The following is a 20,414-nucleotide window of genomic DNA, read 5'->3' on the forward strand; positions in this document are numbered from 1 at the left end:
ACCCTGACGCCGCGCGGAGCATGCCGTACGACCTGACCATCTGCGGCGAAATCACAGTGTTGTGATTTCGTTATGAACGGGCGATAATGGCCGGACAACCGAACAATCGCCGGCACTCCATCACAGGTCGTAGGGGAAGACGTACCTGACGAAGGAGAGACCATGGCGATCACGTCTTCGCGCGGAGTGATTCTGATCCACTCCGCGCCCCGCGCGTTGTGCCCCCACCTCGAGTGGGCGGTCGGACGCGCTCTCGGCCGCGCCGTCAACTTCGACTGGGCCGAACAGCCCGTGCTGACGGGCAGCCGCCGCGCGGAGTTCTACTGGGAGGGCCCGGTCGGATCCGGCGCCGCCCTGGCCAGTGCCATCCGCGGGTGGGAGCACCTGCGCTTCGAGGTGAGCGAAGATCCCACGCCCCGCAGCGACGGCGGCCGCTGGATGCACACGCCGGGTCTCGGCATCCACTACGCGCAGACGGACGCCGCGGGCAACGTCGTCATCGGCGAGGACCGCGTGCGCTACGCGATGGACGTCGCCGGCGGCGACGCCCTCGAGCTGCAGCGCGAACTCGACATCGCGCTCGGCTCCGCCTGGGACGAAGAGCTCGAACCTTTCCGCCACGCCAGCGACGACCAGCAGATCGTCTGGCTGCACAAGGTGGGGTGAAGACGTCGGGCGGGGGAGGCGCCACTACCGGAGGCCGGTGATCGCACCCGGCATCGAGACCGCGTATCCCTCGCCCGACAAAGGCAGAACGCCCCCGGCGTCCCGATTCGATTCGGGATGCCGGGGGCGTTCTTCGTGCGTCAGACCGAGGCGATCGCGACGACGGCGTTGTGACCGCCGAAGCCGAACGAGTTGCTGATCGCGAGTTGGTCGCCGGAGCCCAGCTCGACCGGCGCACCCGAGAGCGCGAAGGGCACGTCGGGGTCCTGCTCGGTGAGGTTGATGGTCGGAGGCGCGACGCGGTTCTTCAGCGCGAGCACCGTGAAGATGGCCTCGAGCGCTCCCGTGCCACCCAGCAGGTGACCCGTCGAGGCCTTCGTCGCCGACACGGGGATCTCGTCGATCCGGTCGCCGAACACCGTGTGGAGGGCCTTGTATTCGTTCGGGTCGCCCACGGGGGTCGAGGTGGCGTGCGCGTTGATGTGCGTGACATCGTCTGCCGATGCCCCCGCCATCTCGAGCGCCAGGCGCACCGCGCGGGCGGCTCCCGTGCCCTCGGGGTCGTTGGCGGTGATGTGGTACGAGTCGGCGGTGACGCCGCCTCCCACGATCGAGGCGTAGATCTTGGCGCCGCGGGCCAGGGCGTGCTCCTCGGTCTCGAGGATCAGCACGCCCGCGCCCTCGCCCATGACAAAACCGTCACGGTCGATGCTCGCCGGACGCGAGGCCGTCTCGGGGGAGTCGTTGCGCTTCGACAGCGCCTGCATCGACGCGAACGAGGCGATGGTGATCGGGTGGATCGCCGACTCGCTTCCGCCCGCGATCACGACGTCGGCCAGACCGTCGCGGATATGCTGCACGGCGTTCACGATCGACTCGGTGCTCGAGGCGCACGCCGAGGCCACGGTGCGCGCGAACGCCCGGGCGTTGAAGTGCAGCGAGAGGTTGCCGGCGGCCGCGTTCGGCATGAGCATCGGCACCGTCATCGGCATGACGCGACGCGGGCCCTTCTCACGCAGCACGTCCCAGGCGTCGAGCAGCGTCCACACGCCGCCGATGCCGGTGGCGAAGTCGACGCCGAGGCGATCGGGGTCGACGTCGGGCGAGCCCGCGTCTTCCCAGGCCTCTTTGGCGGCGACCATGGCCAGCTGCGCCGAGGGGTCGAGGCGCTTGGCGACGGGACGATCCAGAACCGTCTCGGGTCGCACGAGCGCCTCGGCGGCGAAGGTGACGGGCAGGTTGTACTTCTCGACCCATTCGTGCTCGAGGGTGCGCGCGCCGGAGGTGCCGGCGAGCAGCGCCGACCAGCTCTCGGGGGCGGTACCGCCGATGGGCGAGGTGGCACCGATGCCGGTGACGACGATGCGGGATGTGCTCATGGGTGAAGGATCCTTGGTCCGACCGGAAAGACATGACCGGTGGGGGCCGAAGCCCCCACCGGGAGAGTCAGGACTGGTTCGACGTGATGAACGTGACAGCGTCGCCGACGGTCTTGAGGTTCTTGACCTCGTCGTCGGGGATGGTGACGCCGAACTTCTCCTCGGCGTTGACGACGATCGTCATCATCGAGATGGAGTCGATGTCGAGGTCATCGGTGAACGACTTCTCGAGGGCGACCTCGTCGGCCGAGATACCGGTCTCGTCGGTGATGAGCTCGGCAAGGCCGGCGAGAACCTCGTCGTTGGTGAATGCCATGATGTCTCCTGTTTGTTAGGGGTGGACCCTGACGGGCCCCGATCAGTCTAGAGTTCGGCGACGCTGCGTCAGGGAAGGACGACGACCTGCGCGCCGAACACGAGACCGGCTCCGAAGCCGATCTGCAGGGCGAGCCCGCCGCTGAGCTCGGGGTGCTCCTCGAGCAGGCGGTGGGTGGCGAGCGGGATGGATGCCGCGGAGGTGTTGCCCGTGGTCTCGATGTCGCGGCCGATGACCACCGTCTCGGGCAGACCCAGCTGCTTGGCGAACTCGTCGATGATGCGCATGTTCGCCTGGTGCGGCACGAAGGCGGCGAGGTCCGACGGCTCGATGCCGGCCGCCTCGATCGCCTGACGCGCGACCTTGACCATCTCCCAGACGGCCCAGCGGAACACGGTGGGACCCTCCTGGCGCAGCGTCGGCCACGGCGCGGCTCCGTCGCGGAACTGCGTCAGCGTGGCGTTCATGCCCACGGCATCCGCTTTCGATCCGTCGGATCCCCACACGGTGGGACCGATGCCGGGGGTGTCGCTCGGGCCGATGACGACCGCGCCGGCACCATCGCCGAGCAGGAACGAGATGCTGCGGTCGGTGGGGTCGACGATGTCGCTGAGCTTCTCGGCGCCCACCACGACCACGTGCTTCGCGAGACCGCCGCGCACCAGGGCGTCGGCCTGGGCGACGCCGTAGGCGAAGCCGGCGCAGGCCGCGTTGAGGTCGTAGGCCGCCGCGGGGTTGGCGCCGATCCGGTCGGCGACGATCGCCGAGGCCGAGGGCGTCTGCTTGGGATTGCTGATGGTCGCCACGATCACGGCGTCGATGTCGGCCGGCGCGACGCCCGACCTCTCGACGGCCTCACGGGCGGCATCGGTGGCGAGGTCGATGACGTCGGTCTCGGCGTTCGCACGAACGCGCGTGACGATGCCGGTGCGCTGGCGGATCCACTCGTCGCTCGAGTCGATGGGGCCGACGAGGTCGTCGTTCGGCACGAAGTTCTCGCCGCGCGCGGCGCCGTACGCGTAGATGCGCGTGTGGGCGGGGCCCTGCAGCTGACGGAGGGTGGGGGTGCTCATGCCTGGTCTTCTTTCAGGAGTGAGACGGCCGCGTCGAGGTCGTCGGGGGTCTTGACCGCCACGGTCGGCGTTCCACGCAGGGCGCGCTTGGCGAGCCCGGTCAGGGCGCCCGCGGGCGAGAGTTCGATGATGCCGGTCACACCCTGCTCGGCGAACGACGCCATGCAGCGGTCCCAGCGCACGGGCGACGCCACCTGGGCGACGACGAGGTCGAGCGCGCGGCGCCCCTGGTCGACGATGGTGCCGTCGGAGTTGGTCCAGAGCGTCGTCGAGGGGTCCGACACCGACACGTCGGCGGCGGCGGCGCGCAGCGTCTCGACGGCGGGTTCCATGAAGCGCGTGTGGAACGCACCGGCGACCTGCAGGGCGATCACCCGGGTTCCGCGCGGGGCGTCGGCGGCGAGCTCCGCCAGAGCGGGCAGTTCGCCGGCGGCGACGATCTGACCGCCGCCGTTGTAGTTGGCCGGGGTGAGCCCGAGCGCTTCGAGACGCTCGAGCACGGCGGCCTCGTCTCCGCCGACCACGGCGCTCATGCCCGTCTCGACGGCCGAGGCCGCCTCGGCCATGGCGCGCCCGCGCAGTCCGACCAGGCGCAGGGCGTCGGCCTCGTCGATGACGCCGGATGCCGCGAGGGCGGCGATCTCTCCGACGGAGTGCCCCGCGACACCGGCGGGTCGAGGGGCGTCGGATGCCGTCAGGGCCGACCACGACAGCAGGCTCGCCGCGACGATGAGCGGCTGCGCGACGCTGGTGTCGCGGATACGGTCGGCGTCCCACTCGGTTCCGGCGGCGACGAGATCGACGCCGGCCTGCTCGGAGTAGGCCTCGAGGCGCTCCCGCGCTCCGTCGAGTTCGAGCCAGGGGGAGAGGAACCCAGGAGTCTGCGAGCCCTGCCCGGGGAAGACGGCGATGATCACCGTTCCATCCTGCCAAGGATCAGGCGCGGGGTTCTGGAGATATCGACACAGAAATACGGCGTGTCTTTGTGCGCGCCGTGCATCAGCGCGGCAGAGAGGAGCGCCGACCGGCGGGTCCGCGTCGACGCGTGGCGTCGGTTCCGATCGATCCGAGGATCAACGCGGTCTGCAGGATGAGCGCCTCGCGGGGCCCCGTGGCATCCCATCCGATGACCTCCGACACCCTCTTGAGGCGATACCGCACGGTGTTGGGGTGCACGTAGAGCTCGCGCGCGGTGGCCTCGAGAGACCGACCGTTGTCGAGGTAGCTCCAGAGCGTGGCGACCAGGTCGGCGCTGTGCGCCTGCAGGGGTCGGTAGACGCGCTCCACCAGCGTCTGCTTCGCCACCGCGTCGCCGGCGAGGGCCCGCTCGGGCAGAAGGTCGTCGGCCTCGACCGGGCGGGGGGCGTTCCGCCACGCGCGCGCGACGGCGAAGCCCGCCAGCGCGGCGCGGGCACTCTGTCCCGCGTCGACGAGAGCGGCGACGGGAGGCCCGAGCACGAGGTGCCCCGTGCCGAAGCCGGGCTCGAGGCGCTTGGCGATCTCGGTGAAGGCGAGCTCGGTGGCCTCGTCACCCCCGCGGGCGGGGAGGTCGGCGCGTCCGAGCACCAGTACGAGCCGCGACCCCTGCACACCGATGAGCACGTCGACGCCGAGCTTGCGCGCGGTGCGGCGCACCTGGTCGACGTCGAACTGCGGGGGAGTCGTGCCCACCAGCACGGCAACCTCGCCGTGGCCGTGCCAGCCGAGGGCCGCGATGCGGCTGGGGAGTTCGTCATCGGCTTCGCCGGTGAGGATCGAGTCGACGACGAGGGCTTCGAGCCGGGCGTCCCAGAGGCCTCGGGCTTCGGCTGCGCGGGCATACACGTCGGCCGCGGCGAACGCCACCTCGCGCGAGTAGAGCAGCATGGCCTCGCGCACGGTCTTGCTGCGCCCGGCGACGCGTTCCTCCATGACCTCGACGGTCACGCGTACCAGCTGCAGCGTCTGGGTGAGGCTGACGCTGCGCAACAGCTCGCGGGGCGCGGCGGCGAAGATGTCGGACGCGATCGCGGGGGTCTGCGCCGGGTCCTCGACCCACTGGGTGAACGAGGTGATGCCGGCCTGGGCGACGAGCCCGACGGCCGAACGGCGCGCCGGGGGCATGCCGGCGTACCAGGGGAGCGTGTCTTCGAGGCGCTGGATGGTCGCCGTGGCGAGGTCGCCCGAGATCCGGCGGAGCCACGCGAGAGTCTCGGCCTTGTCGCGCGCGACGCGGTCGGAGCCGGCGGGCGCGGCGCCGGTCTCGCCGCCGCCGGAGGAAACGCGATCGGGACCGGCCCCACCCGAAAGGGCGGGGCCGGTCCCGATCTCCGGATCGCTCACGCGATCAGGCCTCGCCACCCGCGTTACCGCTGGTGCCGGCGTTGACGTCGTGCAGACGGTACTTCTCGATCGCCCGTCCGACGACGGCGCGATCGACCTTGCCCTCTTCGGCCAGCGCCTGCAGGGCGCGAACGGCGAGCGAGGGGCCGTCGATCTTGAAGAAGCGACGGGCCGCGGCGCGCGTGTCCGAGAAGCCGAAGCCATCGGCACCGAGCGTCCAGTAGTTCTGCGGAACCCACTGGCGGATCTGGTCCTGGACGGCGTGCATCCAGTCGCTCACGGCGACGACGGGGCCCTCGGCCTCTTTCAGCTTGTCGGTGAGGTAGGCCACGCGGGGCTCCTCTTCGGGGTGCAGGAAGTTGTGCTCGTCGGCGGCCAGGCCGTCGCGGCGCAGCTCGGTCCACGAGGTGACCGACCACACGTCGGCGACCACGCCCCAGTCGTCCTTCAGCAGGCGCTGGGCCTCGTGCGCCCACGGCACACCGACACCCGACGCGAGCAGCTGCGTGCGGGGGCCATCGCCCTCGCCGGAGGAGATGTGGTGGATGCCACGGACGATTCCGTCGACATCAACGCCCTCGGGCTCGGCCGGCTGCACGTAGGGCTCGTTGTAGACCGTCATGTAGTACATGACGTTCGGGTCGGGGTGGTTGCCGCCGTACATGCGCTCGATACCCGAACGCACGATGTGCGAGATCTCGTAGCCATAGGCGGGGTCGTACGACACGGTCGCCGGGTTGGTGGACGCCAGCAGCTGCGAGTGTCCGTCGGCGTGCTGCAGGCCCTCGCCCGTCAGCGTCGTGCGACCGGCGGTCGCGCCGATGATGAAGCCGCGCGCCATCTGGTCGCCCGCCGCCCACTGAGCGTCGCCCGTGCGCTGGAAGCCGAACATCGAGTAGAAGACGTAGACCGGGATGAGCGGCTCACCGTGCGTGGAGTACGCCGTTCCCGCAGCGGTGAACGCCGCGAGAGCGCCGGCCTCGTTGATGCCGACGTGGATAATTTGCCCCTGCGGGCTCTCCTTGTACGCCAGCAGCAGCTCACGGTCGACCGAGGTGTAGTGCTGGCCCTTGGGGTTGTAGATCTTCGCCGTCGGGAAGTACGCGTCCATACCGAACGTGCGCGCCTCGTCGGGAATGATCGGCACGATGCGGTGACCGAAGTCCTTCACCCGCAGCAGGTCCTTGAGCAGACGCACGAACGCCATCGTCGTGGCGATCTCCTGCGTGCCCGAGCCCTTCTTGGGCAGGGCGTACGCGGCATCGCCGGGCAGTTCCAGACCGACGTGCGTCGTGCGACGCTCGGGCAGGAAGCCGCCGAGCGCGCGACGACGCTCGAGCATGTACTGGATCGTCTCGTCCTGCTCACCGGGGGTGTAGTACGGCGGCTGGTACGGGTTCTCTTCGAGCTGCGCGTCGGTGACCGGGATGTCCATCGCGTCGCGGAACGACTTGAGGTCGTCGAGCGTCAGCTTCTTCATCTGGTGCGTGGCGTTGCGGCCCTCGAAGTGGGGACCGAGGCCGTAGCCCTTGATGGTCTTGGCGAGGATGACCGTCGGCTGGCCCTTGTGCTCCTTGGCCGCCTTGAACGCGGCGAACACCTTGCGGTAATCGTGGCCACCGCGCTTGAGGTTCCAGACCTGGTCGTCGGTGAAGTCCTTGACCAGCTCGAGGGCGCGGGGGTCGCGGCCGAAGAAGTTCTCGCGCACGTAGGCGCCGTTCTCGGCCTTGTAGGTCTGGTAGTCGCCGTCGGGGGTGCTGTTCATGAGGTTGAGCAGCGCGCCCTCGGTGTCGCGGGCGAGCAGGTCGTCCCACTCGCGGCCCCAGACGACCTTGATGACGTTCCAGCCGGCACCGCGGAAGAAGCTCTCGAGCTCCTGGATGATCTTGCCGTTGCCGCGGACGGGTCCGTCCAGGCGCTGGAGGTTGCAGTTGACGATGAACGTCAGGTTGTCGAGGCCCTCGTTGGCCGCGACCTGCAGCTGACCGCGGCTCTCGACCTCGTCCATCTCGCCGTCGCCGAGGTAGGCCCAGACGTGCGAGTCGCCCACGTCTTTGATGCCGCGGTTCGAGATGTACTTGTTCGACATCGCCTGGTAGATGGCGTTGATCGGGCCGAGACCCATCGAGACCGTCGGGAACTGCCAGAACTCCGGCATGAGACGGGGGTGCGGGTACGACGGGATGCCGTTGGGCGCCTGCGACTTCTCCTGGCGGAAGCCGTCGAGCTGCGCCTCGGTGAGGCGGCCCTCGAGGTAGGCGCGGGCGTACGCACCGGGAGAGGCGTGGCCCTGGATGAAGATCTGGTCGCCGCCCGAGGGGTCGTCGAGGCCGCGGAAGAAGTGGTTGAAACCGACTTCGTAGAGGGCGGCCGACGAGGCGTAGGTCGAGATGTGCCCGCCGACACCGATCCCGGGGCGCTGAGCGCGGTGCACGGTGACCGCGGCGTTCCAGCGGATCCACTTGCGGTAGCGGCGTTCGAGCTCCTCATCACCGGGGAACTCGGGCTCGTTCTTGAGCGCGATGGTGTTGATGTAGTCGGTGGTCGGAACCATCGGCACATTGAGGTGCAGTTCCTTGGAGCCCTTGAGCAGGCTCAGCATGATCTCGCGGGCGCGAGCCGGACCCTTCGCCTGGACGAGCTGTCGCAGGGATTCCTGCCACTCCCCGGTCTCTTCCGGGTCGCTGTCCTGCGGCCCCTGCGAATACGGATCCTGGTCGTGAACAGTCACGGAAGACCTTTCGTCGTCTGGCAGGTCATGCCAGAGAATCGCCATAAAAGTGCGGCAACCCTTGTTCGCTCCGCACAATCAACCAGCGTCCAGCCTAGCGAGTCCCGACGACATCGGCTGTTCATGAAGACCGAGTCGACTCTCCCGGGTGGTCGGATGCCTCGATGTCGAGCATCCGTGATCGGGCAGAGGAATACCCTGAGCGCGTGAACACGCACGATCGCGCAGGATTCCGCACACGCCCCGAGCACCGGTGGCCCGTGCTGATCGCCCTCGGGGTGGGCACGGGGCTCTACGCCGTCCTCCCGAGCGACGCCTCCGGCATCCTGCGCTACGTGGTGGTGATCGCGGGTGTGCTGTGCGCGATCCCCATGGTGGTGACCAACCCGGCGCGGCTCACCCGGGAATCACGCGTGGGGCGCGGCTTCGCTCTCGCCTTCACCTCGGTGCTGCTGCTCGCGAACCAGGTGGCGCTCCTCCTGCTCGTCCAGCAGCTGCTGCGCGGAGAGGGGAGTGGGGCGACCACCCTGCTCGGCGCGGCGCAGGTGTGGGCGATCAACGTCATCGGTTACGCCGTCGTCTATTGGGAGATGGATCGCGGCGGTCCCATCGCCCGGCGCCGCGACGCGCGCGACGCCCTGCCCGCGGCGGACTTCCAGTTCCCGCAGGACTCCGACCGCGACGCGGTCAGCGAGGTGGCCCGCCGCTCGTCCGACGTCGAGGACTGGGCCCCCGGCTACGTGGACTACCTCTACTTCTCGGCGTCCAACGCCATGGCCTTCAGCCCCACCGACGTCATGCCGCTGAGCAGCCGCGCGAAGGTGTTCATGATGGTGCAGGCCATCTCGGGGTTCATCCTGCTCGCGCTGGTGATCTCGCGCAGCGTGAATATCTTGAACTGAGTGCGGTGGGCCCTGCCGGGATCGAACCGACGACATCCACGGTGTAAACGTGGCGCTCTACCAGCTGAGCTAAAGGCCCGGGATGCCACGAGTCTACGAGGCTTGGCGCATCGGATGTGCATCGGCGGCGCCCGCGGCTACGGATGTCGGACCCCCGGGGTAGCGTGGGTCCTGTGAATGCCGACCCCGCCGACCAGCGCAAACTGCTCGATCTCGCCGATCTCGATGCCCGCATCCTCCGTGATCAGCACCTGTCGGCGAACCCTCCGCAGGCGCCGCGCGTGCGGGAGCTGCTGGCGCAGCGCGCGACTCTCTCGCAAGAGCTGTCGGCGCGGGCCAACGCGCGTGACGACATCACCGCAGAGATCGCGCGGCTCGAGTCCGACGTCGCCGTGGTCGACGCCCGCATCGCCCGCGACACCCAGCGTCTCGCCGCCGCGACCAACCCCAAGCAGGCGCAGAGCTTCGAGAGCGAGCTCACCTCCCTCAACCGCCGCAAGGGCGATCTCGAAGACATGGAGATCGCGCTCATGGAGCGCCTCGAGACGGCCGATGCGGCGATCGCCGAACAAGAGGCCGTGATCGCCGAGACCAACGCCCTCGGCGCCGAGCTCAGCGCCGAGGCCAAGACCGTCGTCGCCGACGCCACGACGCGTCTCGAAGGTGCCCGCCGCGACCGTGAGGCCGTCGCCGCCTCGGTCCCCGACGCGCTCCTCGCACTCTACGAACGCCTCGCCTCGCGCGGGAACGGCGCGGGCCTGCTCCGCGCCGGCGCCTGCGAAGCCTGCCGCATGGTGATCCCGCCCAGCGACATCGCGACGATCCGACGCGCGCAGACCGACGACGTCGTGTTCTGCCCCGAGTGCGGCGCCATCCTCGTCCGCACCGAAGAATCGCGGTGACCCCCGCCGACGTCCGTGGCGTCTGACACGGTCGTCGTCGGACGCGCGGTCTCGGGCGAGATCGCCCTGATCGACCTCGATGCCGAGGCGACACCGGTCCACACGACCGAGGTGGCCCGAGACGCTCTCGCCGCGACCGTCGCCGCGCGTGAGGCGGCCGGCGACGTCCGGTGGATCTGGTCCGACACGCCCACCTGGTACGGACCGCTCCTGACTGCGGGAGTACGGGTCGCACGAGCGTGGGACCTCCGGCTCGTACACGTCCTGCTCCGCGACGCTGCGGCGATCGACGCCGACCACGGCCTGCGCGATGCGCGTCACTGGGATGCCGCGGCCGCGGCCCCCGAGAGCGGTGACACGCTCTTCGACCTCGGCGACGCGGCATCCGGTCTGCCCGACACCGCCGTCGAAGCGCTGGCGGAGTACCGGCGTCAGCGCGCCGCCCTCGACGGCTCGCCGGGGGCGGGGTCGCTCCGGCTGCTCTGCGCCGCCGAATCCGCCGGAGCGCTCATCGCCGTGGAGTTGCACGCCGTCGGTGTGCCGTGGAGCGTCGAGGCGCACGAGCGGATCCTGCACGACGAGCTCGGCCCCCGGCACGGTGGCGGCCTGCCCGCCCGCATCGAGCAGACCGCGGCGGCGGTGCGCGCGGCCCTCGGCGATCCCTCGGTGTCGCTGGACTCCCACCCGCGTCTGCTGCGGTCGCTGCACCGCGCCGGTCTACTCGTCGAGTCGACCAGCCGGTGGGAGCTGAGCGAGCACGACCATCCGGTGGTCGCCCCGCTCATCGCCTACAAGAAGCAGATGCGGCTCTACACGGCGAACGGTTGGGCCTGGTTGGCCGAGTGGGTGCGCGACGGACGCTTCCGCCCCGTCTACGTGCCCGGCGGCGTCGTGACCGGGCGGTGGGCGTCGTCGGGCGGCGGCGCTCTGCAGATCCCCCGGCAGTTGCGCACCGCCGTGCGGGCAGACCCGGGCTGGACGCTCGTGACGGCCGACGTCGCGCAGCTCGAACCGCGGGTGCTCGCGGCCATGGCGCGCGACACGGCGCTGGCCGAGGCGGCATCCGGTCGCGATCTATACGCGGGCATCGTCGACACCGGGGCCGTGGCCAGCCGCCCCGAGGCCAAGCTCGCGATGCTGGGGGCGATGTACGGCGCGACCACGGGCGAGAGCGGTCGCCTGCTGCCGCGCCTGCGGCGCACCTTCCCCCGCGCCATGCGCCTCGTCGACGACGCCGCGCGCACGGGAGAAGACGGTGGGCTCGTGCACACCTGGCTCGGGCGCACGTCACCCACGGCGGGCGAGGACTGGCGGGCGGTGCAGTCCCGTGCGAGCGACGCCGAGGCGTCGGGGGTCGACGAGACGCGGGCCCGGCGCTCCGCTCGGGACCGCGGACGCTTCACCCGTAACTTCGTCGTGCAGGGCACCGCGGCGGAGTGGGCGTTGGCCTGGCTCGCCGACCTGCGCGCGCGCCTGGCGACGATCCCCGCGGTGGATGCCGCCGACGCGGCGCCCGCGTCGGGACCGGTGTTCGATCGGGTGCCGCACCTGGCGTTCTTCCTTCACGACGAGATCGTCGTCCACACCCCGGCCGTGCACGCCGACGCGGTCGCCGACGCCGTCCGTGCCTCCGCCGCGTCGGCGGGGCGCCTGCTCTTCGGCGCGTTCCCCATCGACTTCCCGCTCGACCTGCGCATCTCGGAGACAGCCGAGAAGGGCTGAGCCATCGCCCGGATCGCCCGGGGCGGCCCGACCGAGGCGGCGGCGGGGCGACGGCGGACCCGCCGGTAGACTGGATGACGCGAATGGGTCGGCTGGACGGTCGCGTCACGGGTTCGCCCGTGCCGAGGAACGTCCGGGCTCCACAGGGCAGGACGGTGGGTAACGCCCACCCGGAGCAATCCGCGAGACAGTGCCACAGAGAGTAGACCGCCCGCACCACGCTCGTCGTGGGAGCGGGTAAGGGTGAAAGGGTGGTGTAAGAGACCACCGGGGTCGTGGTGACACGACCCGCAAGGTAAACCTCGTCCGGAGCAAGGCCAGACAGGGGATGTTGACGCGGCTCGCCGAGTCCCCGGGTAGGCCGCTGGAGTGGCACGGCAACGTGTCGCCGAGAGAGATGACCGTCCACGGGGCTTCGGCCCCCGGACAGAACCCGGCGTACAGGCCGGCCCATTCGCACCCCACACTGCGCCCAAGCGATGTCCCGCTCGGGAGCGGCGTGAATCACCGCGTCGAACCGGGCCGCCACTCGAACGGGCGCGCGTCGTGGTCTCAGCCGCAGACGGAGCTTCGTGCCGCTCGTCGGATGGCGCGAATGTTGTCGCCGTCCGACACCCGGGCATCGCCGACGCGAGCGCCCGCGGCCCGGGCCGCCGTCACCCGCAGAGTGCGACGGACGCCGCGTCGACGATGGCGGTGGCGTCGTCGCTACCCGCCTTCACCGTCCGGCCTGCCACCGTGAGAGCGATGTCGTCGTCGTCGATGCCCTGGGCGAGCTGGTCGCAGGCGGCCTGCCCGGCGGCGAGCAGGTCGGCATCGGTGGCGGAGAGGAGGACGCTGCCGGCCACGCCGCCGTCTCGGATCTCGCTCAGATACGCGGCCTCGTCCCGCGGGGCGTCGGTCGCGTCCCCACCGACGACGATGGTGGAATCCCCGTTGGTGAACGTTCCCGTCTGGCCGGGAGTGATGGTGATCGTCTCGGACGCCGTCTCGCTGGTGCAGCCCGCGAGGAACACGAGAGCGAGCGAAACGGCGGCAAGGGCGAGGGGGCGCTTCATGCCGTCACCCTATCGACCCTGACATTCGCCTGGGAGCTCGACCCGGCGTCGAGCTCCGCCTCGGGACGGTTACTTGATGGCGGGCAGCGCCTCGGGCACGGCCACCGCGAGCGAGGCCGCACCGATGATGCCCGCGTTGTTGCGGTGCTTCGCGGGCACGATCGGGGCGCGCAGCTTCAGCAGCGGCAGGAAGTTCTCGGAGTGCTTCGAAACCCCACCGCCGACGACGAGCAGGTCGGGGCTGAAGAGGAACTCGACGTAGTCGTAGTACCACTGCAGACGCTTCGCCCACTTGTCCCACGACAGCTCTTCGCGCTCCATCGCCGAGTAGGCGGCGAAGTGCTCCGCGTCTTTCTTGTGTCCGGCGCGCTGTAGGTGGCCCAGTTCGCTGTTCGGCACCAGCACGCCGTCGTAGATCATGGCCGAGCCGATGCCGGTGCCGAGGGTGGTGAGGATGACGAGACCGTCGACGCCCTTCGCGGCGCCGTAGCGCACCTCGGCGATACCGGCCACGTCGGCGTCGTTGGCGAAGTGGATGCCACGCGACAGCCCGTCTTCGAAGAACTTCTCGGCCTCGAAGCCGATCCACGACGGCGACACGTTGGCGGCCGACAGCGTCTTGCCGCTCTTCACGATCGCCGGGAAGGCGACGCCGAGGGGCAGATCGGCCGGGGCTTCGAGGGTGTCGAGCACCTGACGCACCGCGGCCAGCACGTCGGCGGGTTCCGCCCCCGCGGGGGTGGCCACCTTCACCCGATCGCTGACGAGTTCGCCGGCATCGAGGTCGACGATCCCCGCCTTGATGCCGGTTCCGCCGATGTCCACTCCGACCGCACGCGATGCATTCGTTGCCATACCCCCCAGCCTATCCAGGCGCACGGTCGGGATCAGTAGGATCGGGGGAGCACCGGCGGTTCTGCGCCGAGACGCGAGACCCACCGAAGGAGCCATCGTGAGCGACGAGAGCAACAAGTACTGGTACAACCTCGAGACCAAGCAGGTCGAGCAGGGCTTCGCCTCTCCGATGGCCGACCGTGCCGGCCCCTTCGACACCGCCGAAGAAGCCGAACGTGCGCCCGAGATCCTGCGCCAGCGCTCCGAGAAGTGGGATGACGACGACGCCCGCGACGCGGACTGGGGCTCCGACGGCGTCAAGGCCTGACAGCCTTACCGAAACGAGGGATGACGATGGACAAGCAGCGCGATTTCGTCCTGCGGACGATCGAAGAACGGGGCGTGAAGTTCGTCCGCCTCTGGTTCACCGACGTGGTGGGAACGCTCAAGTCGGTGGCGATCGCCCCCGCTGAGGTGGAGGGGGCCTTCACCGAGGGCCTGGGCTTCGACGGATCGGCGATCGAGGGACTGACGCGTTCCTACGAGTCCGACCTGCTCGCGCACCCCGATCCCACGACCTTCCAGATCCTGCCGTGGCGCGGCGAGATCGACCCGACGGCGCGCATGTTCTGCGACATCACCACGCCCGACGGACAACCGGCCGTCGCCGACCCCCGCCACGTGCTCAAGCGCACGCTGGCGAAGGCCGCCGACGCGGGGTTCACGTTCTACACGCACCCCGAGATCGAGTTCTACCTGCTCAAGTCGTCGCAGCTCGGTGCCGATGGGCGCCCGCAGCCGGTCGATTCGGCGGGCTACTTCGACAACGTCCCGGGTGGGACGGCGCACGACTTCCGTCGTCGCTCGGTGCGCATGCTCGAAGACCTCGGCATCTCGGTCGAGTTCAGCCACCACGAGGGTGGTCCCGGCCAGAACGAGATCGATCTGCGGTACGCCGACGCCCTCACCACGGCCGACAACATCATGACGTTCCGCACGGTGGTGAAAGAGGTCGCCATCGAGCAGGGCGTGTACGCGACCTTCATGCCGAAGCCCATCAGCGGCCAGCCCGGCAGCGGCATGCACACCCACCTGTCACTGTTCGAGGGCGACATGAACGCCTTCTACGAAGAGGGCTCGCAGTACCAGCTGTCGAAGGTCGGCCGTCACTTCATCGCCGGCCTGCTTCGCCACGCGAACGAGATCTCGGCCGTCACCAACCAGTTCGTCAACTCGTACAAGCGTCTCTGGGGTGGCGACGAAGCCCCGAGCTTCATCTGCTGGGGTCACAACAACCGTTCGGCCCTCGTGCGCGTTCCGCTGTACAAGCCCAACAAGGGGCAGTCCACGCGCGTCGAGTACCGCGCGCTCGACTCCGCGGCGAACCCGTACCTGTCGTACGCGCTCATGCTCGCGGCCGGGCTCAAGGGCATCGAGCAGGAGTACGAGCTGCCGGCCGAGGCCGAAGACAACGTCTGGTCGCTCACCGACGCGGAGCGCCGCGCCCTGGGTTACGCGCCGCTGCCGGCGAGCCTCGACCACGCTCTCGAGTACCTCGAGGAGTCCGAGCTCGTGGCCGAGACGCTGGGGGAGCAGGTCTTCAAGTACGTGCTGCTCAACAAGCGACGCGAGTGGCAGCAGTACCGCGCCCAGGTCACGCCGTTCGAGCTCGAGAGCAACCTCGAAGCGCTCTGACGGAAGCCGCCATGACCTCAGGTGACCGCACGACCGCGCTCACCGCACTCGCCCGCACCGGATTCTCGCAGCTCGCCGAAGCAGACACCCTGCTCGGCGAGCTCGCGGAGCTGGTGGGCGTGGAGCGGGTCGGCGCCATGCAGCTCGCCCAGCGCGTGGCCGATCCCGATCGCGCCCTGTGGGCGATCGTGCAGGTGGCGCGCCGCGACGCCGACGCGGTGCGCGGTGCGGCGGGCGATCCGGGAGCGTGGCGGGCCCTGTGGGACATCGTCGGTGCCTCCGACGGGTTCGCGGAGTTCTACCTGCGTCACCCCGACGAACTACGTCACCTCTCGGGTGCGGGTCTGACCCTGCCCGACGAGCCGACCATGCGGGCCGAGCTGCTGGCATCCGTCGGCGACGTCGAGGGTTTCGCGACGGATACCTCGGATGCCGCCTGGGTCGCGCTCCGCGTGCGGTACCGGCGTCTTCTGGCGCGCATCGCCGCCTACGACCTCGGTCAAGACGATCCCGCCGGCGCGATCGACATCGTCTCGGCCTCGCTCGCCGACTTGGCCGGCGCGGCCCTCGAGGCGTCGTTGAGCGTGGCGCGCGGCCGCGTGAGCGGTACGGGCCCGGCGGCGTTCCCGAGGGCGCAGGTCGAGGCCACCCGGTTCGCGATCATCGCGATGGGCAAGACCGGCGCCCGTGAACTCAACTACGTCAGCGATGTCGACGTGATCTTCGTCGGCGGCTCCGCCGACGAAGACATCGTCACCGAAGCGCGCGCCATCGACATCGGCACGCGCCTCGCCGTGCAGACGATGCGGGGCATCTCGGGGCCCGAGATCGAACCGCCCCTGTGGGAGGTCGACCCCAACCTGCGCCCCGAGGGCAAGCAGGGCGCTCTGGTGCGCAGCCTCGCCTCTCACCAGCAGTACTACGCCCGCTGGGCCAAGAGCTGGGAGTTCCAGGCGCTGCTGAAGGCGCGCCCGCTGGCGGGCGATGCCACCCTCGGCGCCGAGTACGTCGCCGCGGTGCAGCCGCTCGTCTGGCACAGCGCCGCGCGTGAGAACTTCGTCGAGGGCGTGCAGCGCATGCGCGAGCGGGTGACCGACCACATCCCGGCCGCCGAGGTGAATCGCCAGCTCAAGCTCGGTCCCGGCGGGATCCGCGACGTCGAGTTCACCGTGCAGCTGCTGCAGCTCGTGCACGGCCTGACCGACGAGCGCATCCGTCAGCGCGGCACTCTCGACGCCCTCGAGGCCCTGGTGGCCGAGGGGTACATCGGTCGCTCCGAGGCGGAGGCGTTCGGCCGTGACTATCGCCTACTGCGTCTTCTCGAGCACCGCCTGCAGTTGCGCGGCCTGCGCCGTACCGCTCTGCTGCCCGAGAAAGACGACGACCTGCGTGTCCTCGCGCGCGCGTCGCGGCTGGCCGACTCGGCCGCCGGGGTGCAGACGGTGTGGGAGGGCATCAAGCGCGAGGTGCGCGACATCCACGTGCGCCTGTTCTACCGCCCGCTGTTGTCGGCGGTCGCGGCGCTGCCCGAGGGGGAGCGCACCCTGTCGACCGAGCAGGCGCGCGATCGTCTGGCGGCCATCGGCTTCCGCGACCCGGCCGGTGCCCTGCGTCACATCGCCGCACTCACCAGCGGACTGAGCCGCAAGTCGACCATCCAGCGGCACCTCATGCCGATCATGATCCGGTGGTTCGCCGACGGCGTCGATCCCGACTACGGCCTCCTCGTCTTCCGTCGCATCAGCGAACGCCTCGGCAATACGCCCTGGTTCCTGCGCATGCTGCGCGATTCCGCCGGTGCCGCCGAAAGCCTCACTCACGTGCTGTCGGGCTCGCGGTACATCGGCGAGTTGATGGAGTGGATCCCCGAGTCGGTCGCATGGCTCGACGACGACGCGTTGCTGCGCCCCCGCTCCGGCAAGGCTCTCGAAGAAGAGGCGCGGGCGATTCAGACGCGCTGGCAGAACATCGACGACGCGATGCGCTCGGTGCGCGCGCTGCGACGCCGCGAGATGCTGCGCGTCGCGATGGCGGCCGTGCTCGGCACGGTCTCGCTCGAAGAGTTATCGGACGCACTGTCGACGATCACCGAGGTCACGATCCAGGCGACCCTGCGGGCGGTACGGCGCGTGGTCGTTCCGCCCGAAGACGACGACCTCGATTTCGCGGTCATCGCGATGGGGCGCTTCGGCGGGCGCGAGATCGGCTTCGGCTCCGACGCCGATGTGATGTACGTCTACCGCTCGAACGGTGTCGATCCGCAGCGGGCCGGCACCCTGGCGCTCAAGCTCGTTGCGGGCCTGCGCGAGCACTCCGAAGACCACCGCCTCCCGCTCGACCTCGACGCCGAGCTGCGTCCCGAGGGGCGGAGCGGCCCCCTGGTCCGCTCGATCGAGTCCTACGCCGAGTACTACCGGCGCTGGTCGCTGTCGTGGGAGGCGCAAGCGCTGCTGCGCGCCCGTGGCGTCGCGGGGAGCGTCAAGCTCATCAACACGTTCATGGAGCTGGCCGATGAGGTGCGTTATCCCGTCACCGCCGATGAGAACGGCTTGCGTGAGATCCGGCGCATCAAGGCCCGCGTCGAGAACGAGCGCCTCCCGCAGGGCGCCGATCCCGCGCGCCATCTGAAGCTCGGACCGGGTTCGCTGAGCGACGTCGAGTGGCTCGTGCAACTGCTGCAGCTGCAGCACGCGCGCACCGTCCCGGGAATGCGCACCACCTCGACGCTGGGGGCTCTCGACGCCGCCGTCGAGGCGGGGATCGTCGAGCCCGACGCCGCCGAGAAGCTCGCGGCCGCGTGGCATCTCGCCAGTCGTCTGCGTTCGGCCAACACCCTGCTGTCGGGCCAGACCAGCAATGTGCTGCCCACGGACCGCCTGCGACTCGACGGGATCGGACGCATCCTCGAATACGCCCCGCGCTCCGCGACGCAGGTCGAAGAGGACTACCTCGGCGCCACACGACGCGCGCGCCGCGTGTTCGACAAGCTGTTCTACGGCTGACGCGAGGGCCGAGGGATGCCGACGGCTCGACGCCGCGGCATCCCTCCGTCCGTCAGGCCATCAGGCGCTCGCGCACCTCTCGCCGCTGCACCTTGCCGATGAGCGAACGCGGCAGGTCGTCGACGACGACGATCCGACGCGGCACCTTGTAGTCGGCCAGTCGCGTCTTGCAGTAGTCGCGGACGGCGTCGGGAGCGATCTCGACTCCGTCGCGCACGACGATCGCCGCCGCCACGTCTTCGCCGCCGCGCGCCTTGGGCAGGCCGACGACCGCGGCCCCCTCGATGTCGGGGTGCGAGGTGAGCACGTCTTCGACCTCGCTCGGGGCGACATTGAAGCCACCGGTGATGATGATCTCTTTCAGACGATCGACGATCGTGACGAACCCGTCGGGCGAGACCGAGGCGATGTCACCCGTGCGCAGCCACCCCCCGTCGAGCAGCGTCGCCGCGGAGTCGGTGGGGCGGTTCCAGTACCCCTGGAACACCTGCGGGCCGCGGAGCAGCAGCTCGCCCGTCTCGCCGAGCGGCAGATCGTGCGACGGGTTCTCGGGATCGACCACGCGGATGTCGGTGCTGGGGAACGGCACGCCCACCGTTCCCGGCCGCCGTGAGGGACCGATCGGGTTGCCGAGCGCGACCGGTGAGGACTCCGTCATCCCGTACCCCTCGACGAGCAGACCGCCGGTGGTCGCCTCCCAGCGGTCGACGGTGGCGACGGGCAGGCTCATCGCCCCCGAGATCGCGAAGCGCACGGTCGAGAGGTCGATGGTGCCGCGCGCTCCGGCCCGCGCGAGCTGGTCGTAGATCGGCGGCACCGCCGGCAGGAAGGTCGGCGGGCTCTTCTTGGCCGCGGATGCCACGAGCTCGAGGTCGTACTTCGGGAACAGCACCAGCTTCGCGCCGATGCTCATCGCGAACGTGAGGCAGAGCGTCAGACCGTAGGCGTGGAAGAGGGGGAGCACGCCGTAGAACGTCTCTTCGCCGTCGCGCAGACCGGGTACCCACGCGCGACCCTGCATGGCGTTGGCGCGCAGGTTGCGGTGCGTGAGCACCGCGCCCTTCGGGTTACCCGTCGTGCCGCTCGTGTACTGCAGCAACGCGATGTCGTCGAGCACGGGGCCGCGGTGCTTGCGCGACAGCGTGCCGTGCGTGAGCACCTTCTCCCACGCGACGGCGCGCTTCGACTGCGGCGTGGCGGTGAGTTGCGCCCGCGCGGCGCGGGCCTTGGCGACCGGCAGGCGCAGAGCCACCCGCTTGCCGAGGGGGAACGCCGCGGTGATGTCGACGCTCACGATGTGCTCGAGAGCCAGGTCGGAGGGGAACTCGGCGACCGTGTCGACGAGCTTGTCCCACACGATCGCGAAGCGCGCACCGTGATCCTCGAACTGGTGACGCAGCTCGCGCGGGGTGTAGATCGGGTTGTGCTCGATCACGATGGCCCCCAGCCGCAGCGCGGCGTAGAAAGCCACCACGTGCTGCGGACAGTTCGGCAGGACTAGGGCCACCCGGTCGCCGGCGCGCACACCGAGACGACGCAGGCCCTCGGCCGCCCGTTCGACCTGCGCGCCCAGGTCTCGGTACGTGGTCGTCGCTCCGAAGAACTCCAGCGCCGTCTGCGCGCCGTACCGCGTCACCGCGGCGGCCAGCATCTCGGAAAGGGTCTGCGACGGTTCGTCGATCTCGTGCGGCACACCCTCGGCGTAGGAGCTCAACCACGGACGCGAGGCGTAGGGGAAGGTCGACATGTTTCCATCCTTCCGTGCCCCACCAATATGGCCGCGCACCTTGACCTGGGGGGATGCCGGGAACT

Annotated in this window: 16 protein-coding genes, 1 tRNA gene and 1 other RNA gene; 8 read left to right on the forward strand and 10 right to left on the reverse strand. The window is 70.0% G+C overall.

Annotation, left to right across the window (positions count from 1 at the left end; all coding sequences use genetic code 11):
• Window positions 1-162 precede the first annotated feature (162 nt).
• Window positions 163-666 (forward strand): DUF3145 domain-containing protein, encoded by a 504-nt coding sequence (locus tag BJP65_RS00995; RefSeq protein ID WP_055940363.1) that lies wholly within the window; start codon window positions 163-165, stop codon window positions 664-666.
• Between the two features lie 140 nt (window positions 667-806).
• Here BJP65_RS00995 and BJP65_RS01000 read toward each other — a convergent pair whose 3' ends face one another.
• The 6 genes from BJP65_RS01000 to aceE all read right to left on the reverse strand — a co-directional run bounded on the left by BJP65_RS01000 (window position 807) and on the right by aceE (window position 8,487).
• Window positions 807-2,045, reverse strand: coding sequence for a beta-ketoacyl synthase (locus BJP65_RS01000; protein WP_055837117.1), 1,239 nt, complete (start codon window positions 2,043-2,045; stop codon window positions 807-809).
• A 67-nt stretch (window positions 2,046-2,112) separates the two neighbouring features.
• The gene (locus BJP65_RS01005; protein WP_022880558.1) at window positions 2,113-2,361 is read right to left on the reverse strand and encodes an acyl carrier protein; all 249 of its coding nucleotides are present in this window, start codon (window positions 2,359-2,361) and stop codon (window positions 2,113-2,115) included.
• A 68-nt stretch (window positions 2,362-2,429) separates the two neighbouring features.
• Window positions 2,430-3,434 carry a beta-ketoacyl-ACP synthase III gene (locus tag BJP65_RS01010; RefSeq protein ID WP_070407953.1) on the reverse strand — a complete coding sequence of 335 codons (1,005 nt, stop codon included), beginning with the start codon at window positions 3,432-3,434 and terminating at the stop codon, window positions 2,430-2,432.
• Complete coding sequence (locus tag BJP65_RS01015) at window positions 3,431-4,351, reverse strand: ACP S-malonyltransferase (RefSeq protein WP_070407954.1); 921 nt, start codon at window positions 4,349-4,351, stop codon at window positions 3,431-3,433. Before BJP65_RS01015 ends, BJP65_RS01010 begins: the two co-directional genes overlap by 4 nt.
• Before the next feature lie 82 nt (window positions 4,352-4,433).
• The gene (locus BJP65_RS01020; protein ID WP_070409788.1) at window positions 4,434-5,603 is read right to left on the reverse strand and encodes a CdaR family transcriptional regulator; all 1,170 of its coding nucleotides are present in this window, start codon (window positions 5,601-5,603) and stop codon (window positions 4,434-4,436) included.
• Between the two features lie 157 nt (window positions 5,604-5,760).
• Window positions 5,761-8,487: a pyruvate dehydrogenase (acetyl-transferring), homodimeric type gene (gene aceE / locus BJP65_RS01025; protein ID WP_070407955.1), complete on the reverse strand. Its 2,727-nt coding sequence runs from the start codon at window positions 8,485-8,487 to the stop codon at window positions 5,761-5,763.
• A gap of 206 nt (window positions 8,488-8,693) precedes the next feature.
• On the opposite strand from aceE, the gene BJP65_RS01030 reads away from it, so the two are divergent.
• Entirely contained in the window at window positions 8,694-9,389 is a 696-nt protein-coding gene (locus tag BJP65_RS01030; RefSeq protein ID WP_070407956.1) for a DUF1345 domain-containing protein, read from the forward strand.
• Window positions 9,390-9,395: 6 nt separating this feature from the next.
• Here the strand turns inward: BJP65_RS01030 and BJP65_RS01035 are convergent.
• Window positions 9,396-9,468: transfer RNA gene (locus tag BJP65_RS01035), tRNA-Val, on the reverse strand.
• 94 nt (window positions 9,469-9,562) lie between these two features.
• Between BJP65_RS01035 and BJP65_RS01040 the strand changes: the two genes are divergently transcribed.
• The 3 genes from BJP65_RS01040 (at window position 9,563) to rnpB (ending at window position 12,470) form a co-directional block, all read left to right on the forward strand.
• Window positions 9,563-10,291, forward strand: a complete 729-nt coding sequence (locus BJP65_RS01040; RefSeq protein ID WP_070407957.1) for a zinc ribbon domain-containing protein — start codon at window positions 9,563-9,565, stop codon at window positions 10,289-10,291.
• 15 nt (window positions 10,292-10,306) lie between these two features.
• Window positions 10,307-12,013, forward strand: a complete 1,707-nt coding sequence (locus BJP65_RS01045; RefSeq protein WP_070407958.1) for a bifunctional 3'-5' exonuclease/DNA polymerase — start codon at window positions 10,307-10,309, stop codon at window positions 12,011-12,013.
• 84 nt (window positions 12,014-12,097) lie between these two features.
• Window positions 12,098-12,470: RNase P RNA component class A (gene rnpB / locus BJP65_RS01050), an RNA gene on the forward strand.
• A gap of 199 nt (window positions 12,471-12,669) precedes the next feature.
• On the opposite strand, the gene BJP65_RS01055 is transcribed toward rnpB, so the two are convergent.
• Both BJP65_RS01055 and ppgK read right to left on the reverse strand, forming a co-directional pair.
• Window positions 12,670-13,071, reverse strand: coding sequence for a DUF732 domain-containing protein (locus BJP65_RS01055; protein WP_070407959.1), 402 nt, complete (start codon window positions 13,069-13,071; stop codon window positions 12,670-12,672).
• Window positions 13,072-13,140: 69 nt separating this feature from the next.
• The gene (ppgK, locus tag BJP65_RS01060; RefSeq protein WP_070407960.1) at window positions 13,141-13,926 is read right to left on the reverse strand and encodes a polyphosphate--glucose phosphotransferase; all 786 of its coding nucleotides are present in this window, start codon (window positions 13,924-13,926) and stop codon (window positions 13,141-13,143) included.
• 97 nt (window positions 13,927-14,023) lie between these two features.
• Between ppgK and BJP65_RS01065 the strand changes: the two genes are divergently transcribed.
• From BJP65_RS01065 to BJP65_RS01075, 3 genes are read left to right on the forward strand one after another with little or no spacing between them, the layout of a single operon-like run.
• Complete coding sequence (locus BJP65_RS01065) at window positions 14,024-14,233, forward strand: hypothetical protein (RefSeq protein WP_055837140.1); 210 nt, start codon at window positions 14,024-14,026, stop codon at window positions 14,231-14,233.
• 26 nt (window positions 14,234-14,259) lie between these two features.
• Window positions 14,260-15,600 carry a type I glutamate--ammonia ligase gene (gene glnA, locus BJP65_RS01070; RefSeq protein ID WP_055837906.1) on the forward strand — a complete coding sequence of 447 codons (1,341 nt, stop codon included), beginning with the start codon at window positions 14,260-14,262 and terminating at the stop codon, window positions 15,598-15,600.
• A gap of 11 nt (window positions 15,601-15,611) precedes the next feature.
• Window positions 15,612-18,602, forward strand: a complete 2,991-nt coding sequence (locus BJP65_RS01075) for a bifunctional [glutamine synthetase] adenylyltransferase/[glutamine synthetase]-adenylyl-L-tyrosine phosphorylase (protein ID WP_070407961.1) — start codon at window positions 15,612-15,614, stop codon at window positions 18,600-18,602.
• A 52-nt stretch (window positions 18,603-18,654) separates the two neighbouring features.
• Here BJP65_RS01075 and BJP65_RS01080 read toward each other — a convergent pair whose 3' ends face one another.
• Entirely contained in the window at window positions 18,655-20,349 is a 1,695-nt protein-coding gene (locus BJP65_RS01080; protein WP_070407962.1) for a long-chain-fatty-acid--CoA ligase, read from the reverse strand.
• Between the last annotated feature and the right edge of the window lie 65 nt (window positions 20,350-20,414).

This window comes from Microbacterium sp. BH-3-3-3 (genome assembly GCF_001792815.1).
Taxonomy (GTDB): Bacteria; Actinomycetota; Actinomycetes; order Actinomycetales; family Microbacteriaceae; genus Microbacterium.